Source organism: Rhizobacter sp. P5_C2 (assembly GCF_054049715.1).
In genome coordinates this window covers 20,248-36,648 of the sequence record NZ_JBFULV010000068.1, presented here as the reverse complement: position 1 = coordinate 36,648, position 16,401 = coordinate 20,248, and the positions used below count along the sequence as shown (strand labels likewise).

Sequence of the window (16,401 nt, the reverse complement as noted above, 5' to 3'; positions counted from 1 at the left end):
CCGCCCCCGGACTGCTTGTGTTCGACTGCCCCACAGCCGCCCGGGTTGAGAGGGAATGAGGAATGAAGTGATCGACAGAACATCACCGCTCCCGCTGCGCCCGCTGCTGCTGCACCAGCCAGGCCTTGCACTCGGACAGCACCTGCTCACGCAGCCGCTGCAGCTCGGCCGACGACACGCCCTGCCGCTGCGGCACCACAGGCGCCGCATTGACCTGCGAGCGGATCAGCAGTTGACGCACCTCGATGCTCATTCGGAATCCCCGGTACACGCGCTCAATAGACGCGGTTCGACCGCGCATAAGCCAGCTCGATCTTCTCCATCGCCACCTCGTTGCGGGTGGACTGGAAACCATCGATCTCCCACTTCACCGGCCAGGCGTTCTCGATCGACCAGCAACGCAGCGGATCGCCGGCATGGTCGAGCAGGAACACGTGCACCAGCTTCGGGTTGATCGGCTTCACGAAGCCGCCGTCCAGCACCGCCTGGCACCACTGCACCAGGCGCGAATCGCTGACCGCGATGCCGCGCTTCAACACCAGCCGCGGGTGCTTGATCGACTTCGGCAACACGTGCGCGAAACCGTTCAGCCCGCCCTCGTTCACCGTCTCGGTCTCGACCTCGGGCGCGATCCCGCTCACCTCGCGGAAAGCACCGTCGGCATCCTTCGGCTGCGTGCCGAAGGTCACCGCGAAATGAAACGCCGGCGGCGGGTAGAACTCCAGCGGCTTCGTGGTCCGCAGCTTCGCCTTCGCCGCCTGCAAGGCCTGCGGATTCACCCCGCGCGCCACCGGTGCCGGCGCGGCCGGTGGCGCCGCAGGCTTCGGTGGTGCCTTCGGCGGCGGCAGCGGCGGTGGCAGCGGTGGCGCGGGCGGGATCGTCGTCGCCATCAGGCATTGGCGATCGTGAGCCCCTCGTGTGCGATCACGATGGTCTCCACCGCCACCTCGTTGCCTTGCGCCTTCAGGTCGGTGCCGGTGATCTTGGTCGGCCAGGCGTTCGTCAGCGTCCACACCATCGTCACGCCGCCTGCTTCATCCAGCAGGCTGATCGTCACCGGCTTGCGCTTGATGACGTTCATCTTGATCTCGTTGAACCAGTCCCACAGCTTGTTGTCGGACTTGAAGACGCCCTTCTTCATCGTCACGTCGCTGTACTTCTTCAAGCCGGGCATCTTGATCACCGAGAAGGCCGGGCTGTCACCGTGCCGGTACTCGATCGGCTGCGCCTCCACGTCGAGGCCGGAGACCTCCTGGAAGTGCATTTCCGCCGCGTCCCACTTCACCGAGAAACGAAACTTGGGAAGCGGCCACACCGTGGTCGATTGCGCTGATCCGTCGTCTGCCATGGTCTGCCTCCTGAAGGGTCAAAGGATGATTCGTGAGCGTTGTCGAAGATCGCCACCAACGCGCGATCACGACTTCTGCATCTGCTGCTGGAAGGTGATCTCGATGAACTCGGCCGGGCGGCTGATCGCCACCAGCACCGACACGCGCAGGATCCCCTCGAGGATGTCCTCGGGCGTCATCGTCTCGCCCAGCCCCACGTGCACGCTGAACGCGTCGTCCGGCACCGCACCGGCCAGGCCGCCGCGCTTCCAGATGCCGGTCAGGAAGTTGGTGACCATGCTCTTGATCGTCACCCACGTGCTCGACACGTTCGGCTCGAACACCATCGCCTTGGCCGCCAGGCGGCACGACTCCTCGAGCATGATCATCGTGCGCCGCACGTTGATGTAGCGCCAGTCCAGGCTGTTGCCGTCCAGCGTGCGCGCGCCCCACACCAGCACGCCCTCGCCGATGAACGAGCGGATCGCGTTGATCGACTTGCCCTGCGTCGTGACGTTAAGGTCTTCCTGGTCCTCGTGCGAGATCGTCACCGCCGGCGAGACCACGCCGTTCATGCTCACGTTGGCCGGCGCCTTCCAGACGCCGCGGGTGTTGTCGACCATCGTGTAGATGCCCGCCATCGCCGGCGACGGCGGCATCAGGTTCAGCCGGTTGCGCGCCTCGGCCATGATGGTGTTGAACAAGGTGCTCGACGCGCCCAGGCTCTTGTTCAGCAAGGCCTTGTGCGTCTCCACCGCCAGCTTCAGCGCGGCCGGGTCGAGCAGCTTCTTCTTCTCGTCGTCGCTCTTGTCCGAGGCGTTGACGTCGGCGGTGATCTCGGCCGTCCACTGGTCGTCGGTCTTGCTGACGTCCTGCACCGCCTTCCACTGCTGCGCGGTGCGCGCCGGCGTCTTCGGGTCCAGCTGGGCCGGCAGCGCGAGCTCGGCCATCAGCAGCTGGATCAGCACGTCGGGGTTGGCGACGCGGGTGTAGTCCAGGTCCTTGTCCTGCACCACCGTGGTGTTGACCCACGGGTAATACGCCGTCGCGAAATCGAGGAAATTGACGCCCAGCGCACCGCGGAAGCCCTCGATCGGATCGACGCCGGTCGGGTTCTTGCGATCGAGGTCACCGCCCCACACGTCGAGGATCGCGATGCGGCTGCGCATGCGCCCGCCGCAGTGCTGCAGCATCGCCTGCTGCACCGAGATGCAGTCCTTGGCCGACAGCAGCACCGCATCGGGCACGACGACCATCGTCGGCTCCTGCTCCTTGACCAGCGGCTCGATGCCGTCCATCAGCTTGTCGGGCTCGACCAGCGTCGTCTTGTCGTACTCGCCGACCGACACCACGTAGCACGGGCCGCCGCCGTTCTGGAAGAAGTGCAGCATCCCGTAATACAGCAGGAAGCGGCCGCCCTCCTTGCCATCGGCCTGCGTCAGCAGGAACTCCTTGTCGCCGGCCTTGAAGGCGGCGACCTGGTTCGGGTCGGTCTTCTCGGCGATGCCGAACTTCGGGTCCGGGCCGAAGCCGAAGTACTGGTGGTACTCCGCCATCGAACCGATGCGCCACGGCTTCATGTTCAGCGACTTGCCCGCGTTCGCGGCGCGCTGCGTGTAGCCGATGAAGGCGGGGACCGCGGTGGCCACCTCGACCACCGAGTTCGGAAAGGCATTCTTCTCGACGATATAGACGCCGGGGGTCTTCATGGCCATTGCGGCCTCCTCTGCGGTTAGTGTTGACGGGGCCTAGCGATGCACATGGATCTCGGAGACCAGGCGGCTCTCGCCGCCGATCTGCTCTCGCGCCAGGAACTGCGCTGCCGCCACCGGCAGGCGCTTGACCAGCACCTTGTCGCCGCCGCGTTGGCGGCTGCGCAACTGGAATCGACGCTCGCTGCGCTGCGCGAGCGCGATCGGCGCCCGCGACCGGATGGCCAGCAGCGGCGCGCCGTTGTCGAGCCGGTCGGGTTCGGGCTCGCCGAACTCGACACCGCTCGCCAGGTCGACGACCTGCAATTGCGGCTCGGGCCAGTCGCCGTGCAGGCAGTATTTCCACACCGTCGCACGCGGCGCGAGGCGCACGGTGTACGTCAACGGTGCCGGCGGCAGCGCGGCCAGCGGCACGCGCAGCAGCGCGAGCGGCGGCATCAGGCGCGAGGCGTTCGAGGCACCCAGTGCCTGCGACACCAGCGGCCAGGTCAGCGGACGCACGTCGGCCTGCGACACGCTGTCGCCGGCATGCAGTCGCGCTGACGACGAAACTGATGACGAAACAGCGGCGGCTTCGCCGGCATCGAACCACAGCAGTTCGCCGGGCCATTGCGCCGGGTTGTCGGTGCAGGTCGGAAAGGCTTCATCGGTGGCATGCACATGCCACGCGAGCACCGCGTTCGGCAACATCTTCAGCGCCTGCGCCGGGCCGTACAGCACCAGCGCACTGCCGCTGTGGCGCTCGATCACGTCGGTGGCACGCAGCCACCACGCGGTGTCGCCGGCCGGCACGAAGCGCAGCCCGGGACAGCGCCCGTCGGCGAAGAAGCCGTGCGCGAAGTCGACGCGCAGCAGCGGCAGGTAGGGGCCGACGTCGATCATGCTCAGGCCCCCACCCCGGCCTGCGTGCGGCGCACCACCGGCAGCTGCGCATCGAGCTGGCCTGCATCGAAGGTCACCATGCGCAGGCGGTACAGCACCGACGGCAGGTAGCGGCCGCTGAACATGCCCCACAGGTTGCTGAGGTCGCTGACGCTGAGGTTCTCGATGTCGAGCGTCAGCTTCTCGATGCGCGGGTCGAGGTCGGGCGAGTTCTGGTGGTCCAGCACCGGCCACGACTGGAAATGCGCGATCGTGCTGGAGATGAACTTCAGCGCCTCGGGGTAGTTCGACGCGCTGAAGTTGGCGGCGAACATCACCATCAGGTTCAGCGACACCGGCTGCGGCACCCGCGCCTGGCGGCCCTCGCCGGCCCCGGTCTTCGTGCGGTAGCCCGGCACCGTGTCGCGCTCGAGGTTGACCAGGAACACCGCGAGCTTGTTGTTGATGTTCGCGGCGATGCTGCCGTCCGGCTCGTACGGGCTCGAGACGACGACCAACTCCTCGCCCAGCTGGAACGAGCGCCGCAGGGCGTTGTTCAACTGGTTGGCAACTTGCGCGATGGCCGCGTCGATCATGGGGACCTTGGTGGTGGCGTGTGGTGAACGAATGCACCGACGATAGGGACGTGCGCCGCCCGCGCCCATCGGTCAATCTCTGAACTTGGGCTTCTTCATTGCTGAGACGGTGACGGTGGGCGGCTGATGCCGCCGCTGCGACCGACATCGCGCGCGCCGGCGGCCACCGCGCGGATCGCCTGCACCAGGTCGGCGATCGGGTCGTCCTTCAACACGTAGCCGCAGGCGCCGGCGGCGCGCATCGCGGCGACGATCGCCGGCTCGTCGTGCATCGACAGCACCAGCACGCGCAGGCTGGGGTGGTGCGCCAGCAGCGCGGCCAGCGCCGATGGGCCGCCGCCGGGCATCTGCACGTCCATCAGCAGCACGTCGGGGTACAGGGGTGCTTGCGCGAGCCAGGCCTGCAGCGCGGGCACGTCGGGCGCTTCGCCGAGGACCGCGAAACCGTGCGGGCGCAGCAGATCGGCCACGCAGGCGCGGTAGGCCGCGTGGTCGTCGGCCAGGAAGAGGGTCAGCGGGGGCGCGGCAACGGCCATCGTGGGCACAGCGTGAACCGCCGCAGCGCGCCGCGCCATCGGGAAACGGCTGATACGCAGCCGCTCGAAATCTGAACTGCAGCCTTCAGGCCGGCATGCGCGAGGCGCTGCGCCATGGCTGGTCGAGCGAACTTAGGCCTTCGCACAGCGCGTAGCGCGTCAGCTCGGCGAGGCTGCTGATGTCGAGCTTCTGCATCACATGCTCGCGGTGCGTCGCGACGGTCTTGATGCTGACGTGCAGCCGGTCGGCGATCTGCTGCGTCGACAGGCCTTCGGACAGCAGCTGCACCATCTCGCGCTCGCGTGGCGTCAGCGCCGCGCTGCCGCCGGCCACCTGCGGCTGGCCGCGGCTGCGCACCTCCTTGACGACCAGGCCCACCAGTTCGGCGCTCAGGTGGATCTGGTCGGCCATCGCCTTGCGGATCGCGAGCGCCAGCTCGTCGTACGAACAGTCCTTCAGCACGTAGCCCGATGCACCGGCCTCGAGCACCGCCAGCACCATGCGGCTCTCGGCATGCACCGACAGGCACAGCACGCGCACCGACGGCTCGTCGGCCCGGATGCGGCGCGTGGCCTCGACGCCGTTCAGGCCCGGCATCGACACGTCGGTGACGACGATGTCGGGCCGCAGCTCGCGCGCCAGCCGCACGGCGCCGAGGCCGTCATCGGCCTGGCCGATCAGTTCGATGTCTTTCTCGCGCGCCAGCAAGGCGCACAGCCCGTCGCGCACGATGCGGTGGTCGTCGGCAAGCACGATGCGAATGCCCATGGTCAGTCCTCTCGGGGTCGTCAGGGGTCGCGCGATGCCGCGACCGGATGCGTTCAGCCAGCCGCGCTCACTGCATCGGCAGCAGGATGGTGACGCGCGTGCCCAGGCTGGCGCTGGACGAGATCTCGAGCCGCCCGCCGATCGCCTGGATCTGCGCCTGCGTGCTGGCCAGCCCGAAGCCGCCGGTGCGGCTGAACACGCCGCGCGACGCATCGGTGCGGAAGCCGACGCCGTCATCGGCGACGCACAGCTTCAGGGTGCGCCCGTCGCCCCACGCGCTGATGCTGACGCGCGCCGCATGCGCATGCTTCTGCACGTTGAGGCACAGCTCGCGCACGCCGCGAAACACGACCGCCAGCACCGCCTCGGGCAAGGCGAGCGGCGGCATCGCGCCATCGAAAGTGACCTGAAGCCGGCTGTCGGCCGCGAGCCGGTCGGCCAGGCTGCGCAAGGCCTGCTCGAGGCCGAGGCGCAGCACCGGGCTGCTGAGGTCGAAGGTGGCCGAGCGGGTGGCGCGCGAGGCCTGCGCCAGCAGCGACGCGATCTCGTCGAGCAGGTCGCTCGCCCCGGGCCCCGGCGGGCTGTCGCGCAGCGCGCCGAGCTTGAGCCGCGCGAGCGTCAGGAACTGGCCGATCTCGTCGTGCAGGCCGAGCGCGATGCGCTCGCGCTCGCGGGCCTCGGCGACGGTGATCTCGTAGGCCAGTGTGCGCAGGTGGCTGCGCGCGGGCCGGGCAAGTTGCCGCGGCAGCAGCCGGGGCCAGACATGGCCTCGCGCCGGCAGGCGGCCTCGACACCCGGACCCCGGCAGCAACCGGACCGTCGGCTCAACTCGTGTACGCATTTCTCGCTCCCTGGCGATTTGTTGGCGCCCGCAGGCGGCCGTCCTGTTGTCGGACGACCAGATGATTATGGGCACCTGAAACCGCTTGTGACAGCGCCGCAGCGCTGCGCTTCAGCAAGTTTCAGCACGCTTCAGAACGCGCGGCTTCAGGGCGCGCAGCGACGCAGGTTGTCGCGCACGGCAGCGGTGACGATGGTGCGCGTGGCGCGGCGCACGCCGGCGTCGTCGAGGTGCTGCGGCAGGCGGGCCGCCTCGGTGCAGACGCGCTCCAGCGCATCGAGCGCGAGGTGCTGCGGCACCTGCGCCGCGCGCGCCAGCGCCAGCAGGTGCGAGCGCCCGGGCGCCAGGCCCTCGCCCATCATCGAGGTCTGGTGATGGCCGCGCGGGCCGTGGCTGTAGACGAGGTCGTAGGCCGGCGACAGCTGCCACATCAAGCGCTCGTTCATGCGCAACGCGAAGTTCTTCGCGTGATCGTCGCGGTTGTGGAACACGACGTTGAAGACACAGCGCAGGAAGGCCCGGCTCACCTCCACTTCGTCGCGCGTGAAGAAGCGGGTGGCGCGCAGCACGGTCTGGTAGTCCAGCGACGGCAGGCGGAAATCGGCGTGCAGCGCGCCGGCGAAGGAATGCACCGGCACGCGCAACGCGCCCGCGCCCGCATCCACACGGTCGAAGCGCTCGACGCCGAAGGCCGACATCGCGCGGCCCAGGCTGAAGTGCTCGGTGCGCGGGGAACTTGACCATCCAGGGCGTGCCGAGGCCGTCCTCGCGCGTGGTGAGCTGGCGGCTGTCCGGATCGAAGCGCACCAGCACCTTGGGCCGCGCACCTTGCGGTGCTCCGCCGAGCATCACGAGCGCGTTCAAGGCATCAACATCGTTCCCTGCGACCACCGCCTTTGCCGCCGTGCCGAGTTGCAGCAGCGAGAGATCTTCTTCGACAGGTTCCAGATCGTCTGCCGGTCGAAACGCCAGAGCCCCCATCGCGCGCTCACCGACGAAGGCCAGCCGGTCGAGCGGCGACAAGCGAGTCGGATCACGGCCACTTTGCAGGACGAGCTTGTCCATCAGCAACAAGCCCCAGCCGTCGGGCAGCGCATCCGCCAACAGCCCGGGCAAGTGGAACTGTGAGCTTGGGATGCCGCCACGGGCCTCAGGCCGCAACGGCAAACGCCACGCCGAGAACTCAATGCCACGCTTCAGCGCCTCAGGCGAGTATTCGAACAGCAGCTGCGCGTCGTTGTCGGTCAGCCGGCCCAGCAACCAGTCCTGGCCCCACCCGCAGAAATGGACGTCGAGGTTTTTCATCGACTGCCACCATCGCCGGAAAGCATCGCCGCGAATCAAGACAGATGTCCCCTGCGCCTCCACTGGCCGCAAGTCGAAGACCTGGAGGCCTGCCACCCTCGCCGAACACCCGCATGACCCCGTCCCCGAGTGAGATCACGCCGCAGCGCCTGCGGATCGATCGCCGCCAGCTGCTCACGCTGACCGGCGCCGCGCTGGCCGGCCCGGCCGCTGCCACCTCGGCCCCCGCCCTCACCGCCGACGACATCACCCCGCGCGAAGCCGCGACCCGGCACAACAACTACTACGAGTTCTCGCCCGACAAGGCGGCCGTCTGGAAGCTCGCCGAGGACTTCCGCACGACGCCTTGGACCGTCACCGTCGACGGCGAGGTCGAACGCCCGCGCCGCTTCGACCTCGATGAGCTGCTGCGCCGCTTCCCGCAGGAAGACCGCCTCTACCGGCTGCGCTGCGTCGAGGGCTGGTCGATGGTGGTGCCATGGCGCGGCTTTCCGCTGGCCGCACTGCTGAAGCTCGTCGCGCCGACCTCGCGCGCACGCCACGTGCAGTTCATCTCGGTGCTGCGGCCGTCCGAGATGTATGGCCAGCGCCGGCCGATGCTCGACTGGCCCTACACCGAAGCGCTGCGCATCGACGAGGCCATGCACCCGCTGACGCTGGTGGCCACCGGCCTGTACGGCAGCGCGCTGCCACCGCAGAACGGCGCGCCATTGCGGCTCGCCGTGCCGTGGAAGTACGGCTTCAAGAGCCCGAAGGCCATCACGCACATCCGCCTGATGGAGCTGCCGCCGGTCACCACCTGGATGCAGGCCGCGCCGTCGGAGTACGGCTTCTTCGGCAACGTGAACCCCGAGGTGCCGCACCCGCGCTGGTCGCAACGCCGCGAGCTGCGACTGGGCGAGCTCGCCAAGCGTCCCACCCTGCCCTTCAACGGGTACGCGGCTGAGGTCGCGTCGCTGTATGCCAGCATGGACCTCGCCCGGAATTTCTAGGCGCGCCGCCGTGCTGCGCTCTGTGCTGCAGGCCGGCGCGCTGACGCCGCTGACCTTTGTGCTGTGCGCGGCGCCGGCGCTGCGCTGGTCGATCGGGTTCGCGGCCAGCACGCTCGGGCCCGACCCCATCGCCGCGTTGACGCATGCGAGCGGCTGGTGGGCGATGAGCCTGCTGCTGGCGACGCTCGCGGTCACGCCGCTGCGCCGCCTGTCGGTGTGGTTGTCGCGGTCGGTGGCCTTGCGTTTCGGCCGCCGCATCGGCGATTGGAACGCGCTGATCCGCCAGCGCCGCCAGCTCGGGCTGTGGAGCTTCGGCTACGCGGTGGTGCACCTCGGGCTGTACCTGGGCTTCGATGCCGGCACGCTGCGCGCCTATGCACAGGACCTGGCCGAGCGGCCGTTCATCGCGCTCGGCTCGGCGTCGCTGTTGCTGCTGTTGCCGCTCGCGCTGACCTCGACACAGGGGGCGATCCGCCGGCTGAAGCGGCACTGGCTGCGGCTGCACCGGCTGGTGTATGCCGCCACCGTGCTCGCCGCGCTGCACGGCGTGCTGCAGGCGAAGCTGGGCCATGTGTCGGCCGGGGTCTTCGCCGGCATCGCGGCAGCGCTGCTCGCGTTCCGGCTGGCCGCGCATGCCTGGGGCACGCGGGCGCAGCCGGATGCGATGACGGCTTCGCCTACTGCACCGGCATCGGCTGCCCGTGCAGCGGCGAGCGCGGCCCCGGCGGCACGCCGTTGCGGCGCGGCGCCCCCAGCATGCGGTCGTCGGCCACCCCGGCCCAGCGGTACGAATCGTCGGTCGCGTTGGCCATGACGTGCCGCACCAGCGCGCCCACCAGCGCGCCGATCAGGCCGCCCTGCGACTGCTGTTGCTCCTCGGACGAGCTGGCCACGGCCGAGCCGTTCCACAGCAGCTCGCCGCTGCGCAGGTCGACGATGCGGGCCTCGACCTCGACCCGCGTCTCGCTCGACAGCACCGCGTAGCTGGCGCCGTACTTGCGCACCTTGATGTAGACCGCCGCGTCGGCACCGAAGAACTCGCGCAGCTTCTTCGGCGAGACCTCCTGGGCGTCGTGCGCGGTGTCCACGCCGTTCTGGCGGAAGGTCTCGTCGACCAGCGTGACCGGCAGCACGTAGTAGCCCGCCTCGGCCAGCGGCCGGGTCGCGTGGCTCCAGACGGACGCGGTCGCGCTGATCTCGGGCGATTCGTTCAGCGGCGGCAGCACCAGCAGCGAGCGCGGCTTGGCGCGATTGAAGGCCGTGTAGTCGTAGGCCGGCGAGGTCGCGCAGCCGCCGAGCAACGCGGCCGTGGCGACGGCGGCCGTCAACGCGACCGATCGAAACAGTGAACGAGCGAGCGTCATGCCGGTTTCTCCGCCTTGGTCACCGGGCCGTCCAGGCGCTTCAGCAACTGGTCCATGTAGGGTGCCGATTCCGGAAACGCCAGCTTTTCGGCCAGCCAGAGCTGGCGTGCTTCGCCGGGGTCGCCGATCGACAGCTTCAGCATGCCGAGGTGGGCACGCAGGCCGGGCGGCAGCGCCGCGTTCTGCGCCCGCGCCTTCACGACGTGCTCTTCGAGCGCGGCGATCTGCTCCTGCGCGCCGGCGCCGCCGCGCTGCAGCGCGTCGTATTGCTGGCGCGGGAACGACTCCCACAGGTACAGCGGCGGGCGCGGCTTGGCGCAGCCGGCCAGCAGCGCCACCGCGCAGGCGGCAACCAGGAGGCGGCCCCTCACTTGGCAGCGTCCTTGCCCCACTGGCCGCTGTCCTTCGCGGTGACGAGGTCGTCGACCGCCTGGCGCATCGCGAGGTCGAGCACCTTGCCGTTCAGCGTCGCGTCGTAGCTGGCGGTGCCGCCGAAGCCCAGCACCTCGCGGTTCGACAACTCGTATTCGCCGGCGCCGCGCGCCGAGTAGACGACCTCGGCGGTGAGGCTGTTGACGATGTTGAGCGTGATCTTCGCGTAGGCGATCTGCGTCTTGCCGCGGCCGAACAGGCCGAACAGCTGGTGGTCGCCGACCTCCTTGCGGCCGAACTCGGAGATGTCGCCGGTCACCACGTACGACGCGCCGCGCAGCGTCTGCGCCGTGCCCTGCAGCTTGGCTTCCTGGCCGGTCTCGGACAGGTTGTCGCGGTCGAGCACCGAGAAGCGCTGCGACTGCTGCAGGTGCGCGACCAGCGTCGTCTTGGCTTGGCTGCCGAGGCGGTCGACGCCGTCGGAGAACACGCCGCGCATGAAGCTGGAGCGGTTGTCGAACTTGCCGACCGACACCGGCAGGCGCGTGCCGTTGAACGGCGCTGCGGCGGCCTGCGTCTTCGCGACCTCCAGCGTGCGGGAGCTTTCGGTGGCGCAACCGGCGATCAGCAAGGCGCATGCAGCCGCGAGAACGGCTGTCGGACGTTGGAGCATGGGAATCCTCTGGAAGAGATGGGAACAAAAGCCCGTGAATTATCTGACGGGCCGTCGCGAGGCCCCCGGCACATCGGCACGGCAAGCGACAAAAAGATTGAGGATGCTTTCAGCCCCCTGCCATGCTGCCGATAACCCCTCCCATGGCCGATACCGCTTTCCTCGCCGCCAAGATCCTGCTGCTCGAGCACGATCCGAAGCACTATCCCGAGCTGCTCGCGTTCTGCGAGACGCTCGGCATCATCACCGTGCCGCGCGCCGCGGCCGACGCGATGGAGGCGCTGGCCCAGCACAAGGACCTGGCTGGCGTGCTGCTGGCCGAAGACCTGCCCTGCGACGAACCCGACAGCCTGAAGCTCGCGCAGGCCCTGCACCGCCAGCGTCCGGAGCTGCCGATCTTCCTGCGCCGCACCAGTACGCGGGCGCTGACCGACGACGAGACGCGCTGCATCACGCACCCGTGGGCCAGCGGCCGGCTCGACGAGTTGCGCGTCCACATCGACCGAAGCCTGTTCGGCCTGCGCTACCCGATGGCGCTGGTGCACGGCATCGTCGAGCTGACCTGCAAGGCCATCCGCTCGATGTTCCCGAACGCAACGGTGGAGGCCGAGCCGCCCTACGTGGTGCACGACCGCATCATCTACGGCCAGGTGTCGACGCTGATCGCGCTGGAGAGCACCTGGTGCCGCGGCTACATGATGCTGCAGGCCGAGGAAGGCGCGCTGCGCCAGGGCATGGCCCAGGGCATGGGCTTCGAGGGCGTCGGCGGCGACCTGGGCTTCCGCGAGCTGAACAACCTGATCGCCGAGACCACGAACCTGATCTGGGGCGCGTTCAAGAACCACTACATCCCGCCCGAGGCGTTCCCGACGCAGCAGACGCAGGTGCCGATCGTGATCAACCACGAGCAGAAGTACATCTCGTTCGGCTCGCAGGACCCGCAGCTGTGCATCCGCTACCAGCTGTCAGACCCGCGCCACCCGCGCCAGCGCTCGCTGACCATCGTGCAGCGCTTCATCTTCAACCTGCTGTTCCGCCCCGAGGCCTTCGTCGAGTTCTCGAATCCCGCCTCCGTCGCCGACAGCACCGGCGAGCTGGAATTCTTCTGAAGAGAAGCCGCTGAATGGCCCAGATCCTGGTCGTCGACGACTCCCACACGATGCGCGAGATCGTCTGCACCTTCCTGCGGCAAAACGGCTTCGACGTGGCCCAGGCCAACGACGGCCGCGACGGCCTGCGCCAGCTGGCGCTCGACCCGTCGATCAAGCTGGTGGTGAGCGACATCAACATGCCGAACATGGACGGCCTGACGATGGCCGAGAAGATCCGCACCGAGCTCGGGAACTCGGCGGTGCACATCGTGATGCTGACCACCGAGGACAACGCCGAGATGCGCGAGCGCGCCAAGGCGATCGGCGTGACCGGCTGGATCGTCAAGCCCTTCCGCGGCGAGGCGGTGCTGGGGCCGTTCCGCAAGCTGTGTGGCCTTTGAGGACTCGTCAAGAGGGGAACTTCGGGCTTCTGCACTTTTCCGCACGAGCGTACTTTTCGGGCCTCGCGAGATCGGTTTCACAACAGCCGATTTCCATAACAGACAGGGGGACTCGATGCGACACCTCACGCGGCTGTGCCTGGCCGGGATCGGCGCCGTGCTCGTCGGCTTGACGACGGCGGCACTGGCCACCAACTACTCGCTGTGGATCAACGGCCGCACCGGCGGCGGCATCCTCGGCAACTACGCCGACTTCAGCTACTGGGGGCCGTCGACCGTCGAGGCCGGCGTCAACAAGAAGTCGGTCAACTGGGACGGCTTCAACCACGTCTCCGACCAGAACTATCTCGTGCGCAATGCGCTCGACTGCTATTGCACCGGGCCGAACTGGTGCTACGTCGCGGCCCACAGCGCCGGCGACCTGATGATCGGCTACGCGCTCTCGCTGTACGGCGGCACCGCGCGCTACAAGAAGAACCCGATCGCGAGCTCGACCGGTGAATGCGGCAACAGCGACGGCACGACCCAGACCGGCTGGAACATCAAATGGGTCGACATCGCGGCCGGCGCCGGTGGCGGCAGCGAACTCGCCGATGCGGGCGACTGGGCCGTCTCGGAACCGCTGGTGTCGGACCTGAAGACCTCCACCGCGCGCGCCATGTACGACCACAACAACACCCGCGCGAGCTGGTTCTACATGTACGCCGGCTCCAAGGGCACGCTGTACTCCTTCGTGCTGCCGGGGCAGGACGACGAGGTCGTCGCGTACCACTCGAGCGGCGGCGTGTCGGGCAGCTCGGGCGCGAGCTTCTGCAACCCGAGCGACTGGTTCTGCAACGACCTGACGCTGGGCACCGCGAACAACGAAGGCGGGCGCGCGAAATGGAGCAACCATTCGGTGGTGTTCCGCGACGATGCCGAGGCCTTCAACCACTACACGAACAAGAACTGGGAAGGCGTGGTGTCCAAGGTCCGCGCCGACATGGTGACCAACGCTCGCTGACGGCTTCGAGAGGCAAGACGCATGGGCAAGCCGGCGCTGGTCGCCGCCGCGTGCGCGATGGGGGTCGCGCTGATGGCGGCATTGAGCTTCGGGCGCGATGCGCCGGCGGAGGTGCCGGCGCCCTCGCCGGCACCGGTGGTCGCGGCCGCGGTCGCAGCACCGGTCGCGCCTCAGCCGGCGTCATTCAGCGCGAGCGCGGTGCAGGCGCGCCGCGCGCAGCTCGACCTGTGGCAGCAGCGCCTCGCGCGCTCCGAAGACACGCTCGCCAAGTACAAGACGTCGACGCGCTACCCGCATGAGGCGCGTCCGCTGGCCGAGCACCCCGACCAGCTGCGTCCGTTCGATCCGGTGGCCGAGGAGATGCCGCTACGCACGCCCGGCGGTCAGCCGGCCAAGGGCGTGCATGTGCGCAGCACGCAGGACCGGGTGTTCGCGAGCGGCGCCGAATCGGTGCGCCTGACGGTGCGTGCCGTCGACGACGACGATCGCCCGCTGGTGCTGCTGGTGACACGTGCGGTGGCCTTCGACCTGCCCGATGCACGCCGGCCGGCAGGCCTGCCGCAGGTGCCGGTGCCGTTCACCGAAGCCGCGGACGGCAGCCTCGCCGCGGTGCTGCAGCCGTCGACGCAGGGCTTTGCGGACTTCGCCGGCACGATCCGCATCCAGGCCTACCTGAACCAGGCGGGCCAGCTCGGCAACGTCAACTTCGACCTGGTCTACAACCCGCTGGTGCCCGCCGAATGGGCCGGCGTGCGCGAGGCGCTGCAAGCGGGCTCGCTCGATTTCTTCTTGAAGGCAAAGGTCGCGCAGCCCGGCCGCTATGTCGTCAGCGCGCGCGTCGACGATGCGGCCGGCAAGCCGTTCGCACTGCTGAGCTTCAACGACGAGGTCGCGGTCGGCGAGCAGGAGTTCAGGCTGCGCCTGTTCGGCAAGCTGGTGCGCGACGGCCAGCCGGCATTCCCGCTGACGTTGCGCGACGTGCAGGGCTTCCTGCTCGTGCCCGACCGCTTTCCGGACCGCGCGATGCTGCCGAGGCAGGTGGGCAGCGTGCACACCAGCAAGGCGTATGCGCTCGACAATTTTTCCGATGCCGAATGGAGCAGCGAGGAGCGAAGCCGCTACCTCGCGGAACTCAACAAGGATGTGGATGAGGCGAAGCGGCAGGTCGATGCGCTGAACCGATAGCGCACCGCCCCTGCCTCTGGTTCAAAGCCAGCGCCAGACGCGAACCAGCCAAGCCGGGATGCGCTGGCCGCGGGGACGATAGTTCTGGCGAAGTTGTGCGTACATGGGTGACCTCCGAGGCGATAACTGTATCTTCATACAGTACTGTGTGCAAGCACAGCTTCTGCTGCGTCAGCCTTTGTAGCTGCCGCGCACCGCATCGCCGGCCGCCTTGGCGCCCAGGCCGGTCGGGTCCGCGAAGCCGACGGCCGTCTCCGTCAGGCTCGCCCCCATCTCGACGCCGGCCTTCTTCACGTCGCCGCCGATCACCGCGGTGTCGGCCACGTGCAGCGCACCGCCGATCGTCTTGGTGCCGAGTTCGGCCAGCGCCGAGAACACCTTGCCCAGGCCCGGGATCTTGCCGATCGTGTTCTTGATCAGGTCGCCGATGAAGTTGAAGGCCTTCGACAGGCCGTCGAGGATCTTGTGGCCGATGTACTCGGCGTTGTCCATGTTGGTGCCGTTCTTCTTCACGTGGCCGTCGTTGGTCTGGTCGAGCCGCTGGTCGGCCTTCAGGTGCCCGTAGCCGTACTTGCCGAAGTCCTGCAGCAGGCCGGCCTCGGTGCCGTGGCGCGCGTCGCCGTCCTTCGTGAAGCCTTCGATCTTGCCGTTCGTCCTCACCTCCTTGTCGCGCACGTCGCCATCGCGGTCCTTCGCGCCCTTGACCCAGTCGACGACGTTGGACGCGCGCTGCGCCGAGTCGGCACGCTCCTGCGGGCTCTTCGACGGATCGTCCCAGTCGCCGCACTGCTTCTTCAGGTTGTCCTTCACGCCGCTCTGGTTGCCCAGGTTCTTCAGCGTCGGGTTGCCGTCGACGATGCTTTGCGCCGAAGCCCCCGGCGGCGCCTTGTCGTTGGCCGACGGCATCACCGGACCGCTCTGAGCAGCCGGCGCACCTTGCTGCGCGGCGGCGCACTGGCCGCCCTGCGGTGCCGCCAGTGCCTGCTGCGGCTGCGATTGCGGCATCTGCGGCAGCGTCATCATCGCCGACAGCGATGAGGACGACATGCCGGGGTCGCCCGCCTCGTCATCGTTGCCGATCGAAAGCTTGGGGAGCTGCAGGCCGCCCATCACCTGGTCGATGAAGGCACCCTGCTGCTGGCCGCCATGCAGGGCCAGGCCCTGCTGCCCCGCCACGCCCGGCAGGCCCTGGCTCTGCAGGCCACCGTTGGCCGGTGCGAAGTGCGCCCCGGCCTGAAGAAGTTGGGTGAATGGAATCTTCATGATCGAGACGCTTTCGACGCATCACCGCAGGCACGCTGCGACGCAGCGATGGAAACCCGGTGAACGGTCCGTACCTTAGGGGCGGCGTCGGGAGCGCCGCAGACGCGAT

The 16,401-nt window shown here is 68.6% G+C and carries 20 protein-coding genes and 2 pseudogenes; 7 read left to right on the top strand and 15 right to left on the bottom strand.

Annotated elements, in window-relative coordinates; translation table 11 throughout:
• Positions 1-82 precede the first annotated feature (82 nt).
• The 10 genes from ACXJLU_RS22665 to ACXJLU_RS22620 all read right to left on the bottom strand — a co-directional run bounded on the left by ACXJLU_RS22665 (position 83) and on the right by ACXJLU_RS22620 (position 7,341).
• Complete coding sequence (locus ACXJLU_RS22665; RefSeq protein WP_457334853.1) at positions 83-253, bottom strand: DUF5908 family protein; 171 nt, start codon at positions 251-253, stop codon at positions 83-85.
• 22 nt (positions 254-275) lie between these two features.
• Positions 276-890 carry a phage tail protein gene (locus ACXJLU_RS22660; RefSeq protein ID WP_457334851.1) on the bottom strand — a complete coding sequence of 205 codons (615 nt, stop codon included), beginning with the start codon at positions 888-890 and terminating at the stop codon, positions 276-278.
• The gene (locus ACXJLU_RS22655) at positions 890-1,348 is read right to left on the bottom strand and encodes a phage tail protein (protein ID WP_073466943.1); all 459 of its coding nucleotides are present in this window, start codon (positions 1,346-1,348) and stop codon (positions 890-892) included. Before ACXJLU_RS22655 ends, ACXJLU_RS22660 begins: the two co-directional genes overlap by 1 nt.
• A 66-nt stretch (positions 1,349-1,414) precedes the next feature.
• Positions 1,415-3,043 carry a phage tail sheath family protein gene (locus ACXJLU_RS22650; protein WP_073466942.1) on the bottom strand — a complete coding sequence of 543 codons (1,629 nt, stop codon included), beginning with the start codon at positions 3,041-3,043 and terminating at the stop codon, positions 1,415-1,417.
• Between the two features lie 33 nt (positions 3,044-3,076).
• Entirely contained in the window at positions 3,077-3,922 is an 846-nt protein-coding gene (locus tag ACXJLU_RS22645; RefSeq protein ID WP_457334848.1) for a hypothetical protein, read from the bottom strand.
• A 2-nt stretch (positions 3,923-3,924) separates the two neighbouring features.
• Positions 3,925-4,497, bottom strand: coding sequence for a Pvc16 family protein (locus ACXJLU_RS22640; protein WP_457334846.1), 573 nt, complete (start codon positions 4,495-4,497; stop codon positions 3,925-3,927).
• 95 nt (positions 4,498-4,592) lie between these two features.
• On the bottom strand, positions 4,593-5,033 hold the full coding sequence (locus ACXJLU_RS22635; RefSeq protein WP_457334844.1) for a response regulator: 441 nt from the start codon (positions 5,031-5,033) through the stop codon (positions 4,593-4,595).
• An 85-nt stretch (positions 5,034-5,118) separates the two neighbouring features.
• Positions 5,119-5,802, bottom strand: a complete 684-nt coding sequence (locus ACXJLU_RS22630; protein WP_457334842.1) for a response regulator — start codon at positions 5,800-5,802, stop codon at positions 5,119-5,121.
• Positions 5,803-5,869: 67 nt separating this feature from the next.
• A complete protein-coding gene (locus tag ACXJLU_RS22625; RefSeq protein ID WP_457334840.1) occupies positions 5,870-6,643 on the bottom strand; it encodes a sensor histidine kinase in 774 nt (257 codons plus the stop codon).
• Between the two features lie 146 nt (positions 6,644-6,789).
• Entirely contained in the window at positions 6,790-7,341 is a 552-nt protein-coding gene (locus ACXJLU_RS22620) for a type II toxin-antitoxin system HipA family toxin (RefSeq protein ID WP_457334838.1), read from the bottom strand.
• Between the two features lie 25 nt (positions 7,342-7,366).
• On the opposite strand from ACXJLU_RS22620, the gene ACXJLU_RS22615 reads away from it, so the two are divergent.
• Positions 7,367-7,771, top strand: coding sequence for a hypothetical protein (locus ACXJLU_RS22615; RefSeq protein WP_457334836.1), 405 nt, complete (start codon positions 7,367-7,369; stop codon positions 7,769-7,771).
• Here ACXJLU_RS22615 and ACXJLU_RS22610 read toward each other — a convergent pair.
• Positions 7,667-7,948, bottom strand: a pseudogene (locus tag ACXJLU_RS22610) (HipA N-terminal domain-containing protein); the annotation flags it as partial. The gene ACXJLU_RS22615 and the pseudogene ACXJLU_RS22610 overlap by 105 nt on opposite strands.
• A gap of 113 nt (positions 7,949-8,061) precedes the next feature.
• Here ACXJLU_RS22610 and msrP point away from each other — a divergent pair.
• Positions 8,062-8,940 (top strand): protein-methionine-sulfoxide reductase catalytic subunit MsrP, encoded by an 879-nt coding sequence (msrP, locus tag ACXJLU_RS22605; protein ID WP_457334834.1) that lies wholly within the window; start codon positions 8,062-8,064, stop codon positions 8,938-8,940.
• Positions 8,909-9,463 (top strand): annotated as a pseudogene (locus ACXJLU_RS22600) (protein-methionine-sulfoxide reductase heme-binding subunit MsrQ); the annotation flags it as partial. The gene msrP and the pseudogene ACXJLU_RS22600, both read left to right, overlap by 32 nt.
• A 154-nt stretch (positions 9,464-9,617) precedes the next feature.
• Here the strand turns inward: ACXJLU_RS22600 and ACXJLU_RS22595 are convergent.
• The 3 genes from ACXJLU_RS22595 to ACXJLU_RS22585 are packed head-to-tail and all read right to left on the bottom strand — an operon-like array spanning position 9,618 to position 11,349.
• Positions 9,618-10,304, bottom strand: a complete 687-nt coding sequence (locus tag ACXJLU_RS22595; RefSeq protein ID WP_457334832.1) for a DUF799 domain-containing protein — start codon at positions 10,302-10,304, stop codon at positions 9,618-9,620.
• The gene (locus tag ACXJLU_RS22590) at positions 10,301-10,675 is read right to left on the bottom strand and encodes a DUF4810 domain-containing protein (protein WP_457334830.1); all 375 of its coding nucleotides are present in this window, start codon (positions 10,673-10,675) and stop codon (positions 10,301-10,303) included. The genes ACXJLU_RS22595 and ACXJLU_RS22590 overlap by 4 nt, the downstream gene beginning before the upstream one ends.
• Positions 10,672-11,349, bottom strand: coding sequence for a CsgG/HfaB family protein (locus ACXJLU_RS22585; protein ID WP_073466931.1), 678 nt, complete (start codon positions 11,347-11,349; stop codon positions 10,672-10,674). The genes ACXJLU_RS22590 and ACXJLU_RS22585 overlap by 4 nt, the downstream gene beginning before the upstream one ends.
• A 143-nt stretch (positions 11,350-11,492) precedes the next feature.
• On the opposite strand from ACXJLU_RS22585, the gene ACXJLU_RS22580 reads away from it, so the two are divergent.
• The 4 genes from ACXJLU_RS22580 (at position 11,493) to ACXJLU_RS22565 (ending at position 15,029) form a co-directional block, all read left to right on the top strand.
• Positions 11,493-12,458 (top strand): chemotaxis protein CheX, encoded by a 966-nt coding sequence (locus ACXJLU_RS22580; RefSeq protein WP_457334827.1) that lies wholly within the window; start codon positions 11,493-11,495, stop codon positions 12,456-12,458.
• Positions 12,459-12,472: 14 nt separating this feature from the next.
• The gene (locus tag ACXJLU_RS22575; RefSeq protein WP_457334825.1) at positions 12,473-12,841 is read left to right on the top strand and encodes a response regulator; all 369 of its coding nucleotides are present in this window, start codon (positions 12,473-12,475) and stop codon (positions 12,839-12,841) included.
• A gap of 115 nt (positions 12,842-12,956) precedes the next feature.
• The gene (locus ACXJLU_RS22570; protein ID WP_457334823.1) at positions 12,957-13,844 is read left to right on the top strand and encodes a hypothetical protein; all 888 of its coding nucleotides are present in this window, start codon (positions 12,957-12,959) and stop codon (positions 13,842-13,844) included.
• 21 nt (positions 13,845-13,865) lie between these two features.
• On the top strand, positions 13,866-15,029 hold the full coding sequence (locus ACXJLU_RS22565; protein ID WP_457334821.1) for a hypothetical protein: 1,164 nt from the start codon (positions 13,866-13,868) through the stop codon (positions 15,027-15,029).
• Positions 15,030-15,200: 171 nt separating this feature from the next.
• Here ACXJLU_RS22565 and ACXJLU_RS22560 read toward each other — a convergent pair whose 3' ends face one another.
• Entirely contained in the window at positions 15,201-16,292 is a 1,092-nt protein-coding gene (locus ACXJLU_RS22560) for an HrpF/NolX family T3SS translocon protein (RefSeq protein WP_457334819.1), read from the bottom strand.
• Positions 16,293-16,401 lie beyond the last annotated feature (109 nt).